This window comes from Escherichia sp. KCJ4928 (assembly GCF_004352695.1).
In the GTDB taxonomy this organism is placed as follows: domain Bacteria; phylum Pseudomonadota; class Gammaproteobacteria; order Enterobacterales; family Enterobacteriaceae; genus ECMA0423.
In genome coordinates this window covers 1-2,461 of record NZ_SJWV01000331.1, presented here as the reverse complement: position 1 = coordinate 2,461, position 2,461 = coordinate 1, and the positions used below count along the sequence as shown (strand labels likewise).

At 52.0% G+C, this 2,461-nt stretch carries 1 protein-coding gene; it reads left to right on the top strand.

Translation table 11 applies throughout. The features are described 5' to 3' along the window. Window positions 1-34 precede the first annotated feature (34 nt). A complete protein-coding gene (gene adiA / locus E0D98_RS23320; RefSeq protein ID WP_001381593.1) occupies window positions 35-2,302 on the top strand; it encodes an arginine decarboxylase in 2,268 nt (755 codons plus the stop codon). The last annotated feature ends 159 nt before the right edge of the window (window positions 2,303-2,461 follow it).

Below are 2,461 nucleotides of genomic sequence, written 5' to 3'. Positions count from 1 at the left end.
CAACGAAGATTCCTTCATAACCGGGTAAGCAATGATGAAAGTATTAATTGTTGAAAGCGAGTTTCTCCATCAAGACACCTGGGTCGGTAACGCCGTTGAGCGTCTGGCAGATGCTTTAAGCCAGCAAAATGTTACCGTGATTAAATCCACCTCCTTTGATGATGGTTTTGCCATTCTCTCTTCAAACGAAGCCATTGACTGCCTGATGTTCAGCTATCAAATGGAACATCCGGACGAACATCAAAACGTCAGACAATTGATCGGTAAGCTTCATGAGCGCCAACAAAACGTGCCGGTCTTCCTGTTGGGCGATCGGGAAAAAGCCCTCGCCGCAATGGATCGCGACCTGCTGGAGCTTGTCGATGAATTCGCCTGGATTCTGGAAGATACCGCCGACTTTATCGCCGGACGCGCCGTTGCCGCGATGACCCGCTACCGCCAGCAGCTGTTGCCGCCACTGTTCAGCGCGCTGATGAAATATAGTGACATCCATGAATATTCCTGGGCAGCGCCAGGCCACCAGGGCGGCGTTGGTTTTACCAAAACACCCGCCGGACGTTTCTACCATGACTACTATGGTGAAAATCTGTTCCGCACCGACATGGGCATCGAACGAACTTCCCTCGGTTCTTTGCTTGACCATACTGGCGCATTTGGCGAAAGCGAAAAATATGCCGCACGCGTATTTGGTGCCGATCGCTCCTGGTCGGTAGTCGTCGGTACTTCCGGCTCTAACCGCACCATCATGCAGGCTTGCATGACCGATAACGATGTCGTGGTCGTTGACCGTAACTGCCATAAATCCATCGAACAAGGTTTGATGCTGACAGGCGCGAAACCGGTCTATATGGTGCCAAGCCGCAACCGCTACGGCATTATCGGGCCAATCTATCCGCAGGAAATGCAACCTGAAACCTTGCAGAAGAAAATCAGTGAAAGCCCGCTGACCAAAGACAAAGCCGGGCAAAAACCGTCTTACTGCGTGGTGACCAACTGCACCTATGACGGCGTGTGTTATAACGCTAAAGAAGCGCAGGATCTGCTGGAAAAAACCTCCGATCGTCTGCACTTTGACGAAGCCTGGTACGGCTATGCACGTTTCAACCCGATCTATGCCGATCACTATGCCATGCGCGGCGAACCTGGCGATCACAACGGTCCTACCGTTTTCGCCACCCACTCCACCCACAAACTGCTGAATGCGCTGTCACAGGCTTCTTATATTCATGTACGTGAAGGTCGTGGGGCGATTAACTTCTCCCGCTTCAACCAGGCCTACATGATGCATGCCACCACCTCCCCGCTGTATGCCATCTGCGCATCCAACGACGTGGCGGTGTCGATGATGGACGGCAACAGCGGCCTGTCACTGACACAGGAAGTGATTGACGAAGCGGTTGATTTCCGTCAGGCGATGGCGCGGCTATATAAAGAGTTCACCGCTGACGGTAGCTGGTTCTTCAAACCGTGGAACAAAGAAGTCGTCACCGACCCACAAACCGGCAAAACCTATGACTTTGCTGACGCACCAACCAAACTGCTGACCACCGTTCAGGACTGCTGGGTAATGCATCCGGGCGAAAGCTGGCACGGCTTCAAAGATATTCCGGATAACTGGAGTATGCTCGACCCGATTAAAGTCAGCATCCTTGCTCCGGGAATGGGTGAAGATGGTGAACTGGAAGAAACCGGTGTTCCGGCGGCGCTGGTCACTGCCTGGCTTGGTCGCCACGGCATTGTACCTACCCGCACCACTGACTTCCAAATTATGTTCCTGTTCTCTATGGGCGTAACCCGTGGGAAATGGGGAACTCTGGTTAACACCCTTTGCTCCTTCAAACGCCACTATGACGCCAACACACCGCTGGCGCAGGTGATGCCGGAACTTGTTGAACAATATCCTGACACTTACGCGAACATGGGGATTCACGATCTGGGTGACACCATGTTTGCCTGGCTGAAAGAAAACAACCCTGGCGCACGGTTGAACGAAGCCTATTCCGGCCTGCCGGTGGCGGAAGTCACCCCGCGTGAAGCGTACAACGCGATTGTCGACAACAATGTCGAACTGGTATCCATTGAAAATCTGCCAGGACGCATCGCGGCAAACTCAGTTATCCCGTATCCGCCAGGAATCCCGATGCTGCTGTCTGGTGAAAACTTCGGCGATAAAAACAGTCCGCAAGTAAGTTATTTACGCTCGCTGCAATCCTGGGACCACCATTTCCCTGGATTTGAACACGAAACTGAAGGGACTGAAATTATTGACGGTATTTACCACGTTATGTGCGTGAAAGCGTAACCACTATTCCGCTGAAGGCGTAATTGTTTAAATAACATTACGCCGCCTGGCCTGAGGCCTTTTGAGTATGGCAACGTTTTCATAAAAATTGCTGCAAACAAAAATGTCATACTTTTTGCGCGGCCCCACCCCGCGCTTTTTTTTGCCTGTTATTTATCC